General features: G+C 20.8%; 1 protein-coding gene. It reads right to left on the bottom strand.

The features are described 5' to 3' along the window. Window positions 1–110: 110 nt before the first annotated feature. Entirely contained in the window at window positions 111–692 is a 582-nt protein-coding gene (locus tag AMN88_RS02285) for a 3'-5' exonuclease (RefSeq protein WP_075536234.1), read from the bottom strand. Window positions 693–788 lie beyond the last annotated feature (96 nt).

The raw sequence follows: 788 nt of genomic DNA, 5'->3' as shown, positions 1-788 counted from the left end.
TTACTGCTGCAATTACTACCTGCTTATCTTTACCAAATTTTTTTATTTCATTTGCAGAAACAGTGTTATTTTTAATCTTTTTTAAAATTTCTTTTGTGTCCATTTGGATTTCATTTAGTTTTTGAACTCAAGATATCTAGAATTTTAGGTAATTCCAATACCTCATTTAATGATGAAGAAAAGGTTGAATTATCAATAATATTAAATTTTTTTTTTAAATTATCAGTTGAATTATTTTCATTTGGATATTTCTTTTTTGCAATCTCAAAAACATCTAATTTTTCATTTGATATTTCAACATTTAATTCTTTATTTAAGAAACTAAATATAAAATCATTATTATGTCCAATCAATGTTGAAGAATTAATAAAATTAATAAACCTTTCATTAATCTCAGTTATTTTAGGATATTTTTTCAATTCCTCATTTGAATAACCAATAATATTTGAAATATTTTTATCTATTTCTTTTTCAGGATTAATAATTTGATGAAATAAACTTTTAAGATTATTTTTATCAATTTTTAAGGCTGCAATTTCAACTATTTTATCAGCGGCAGTATTAATTCCGGTTGTCTCTATAGATATAAATACGTTATTAGACATGTTAAATTTTTTATCCTTTTCAAGAATTTTAACAAATTTTTCAAGTTCCTTCATTGCTTTTTTGAATTTTAAATCTTCAGTATCCATTATTTTTTTGAGAATTTTGGAAGTTTATATTATAATTTTTTATAGTTTTTTTTAGTGAAATAAAATTTAACTTTTTCACTTAAAACCTAAATAGTG

Origin of the sequence: Candidatus Pelagibacter communis, assembly GCF_001180165.1 — a bacterium.
Classification (GTDB): Bacteria; Pseudomonadota; Alphaproteobacteria; order Pelagibacterales; family Pelagibacteraceae; genus Pelagibacter; species Pelagibacter ubique_P.
Note: the sequence above shows the minus strand (reverse complement) of the source record. Positions and strands in the feature narration are given on the sequence as shown.

Bases quoted from the DNA above. Each gene is read 5' to 3' on its own strand.
- AMN88_RS02285 (WP_075536234.1), bottom strand. From the start codon at position 692: ATGGATACTGAAGATTTAAAATTCAAAAAAGCAATGAAGGAACTTGAA.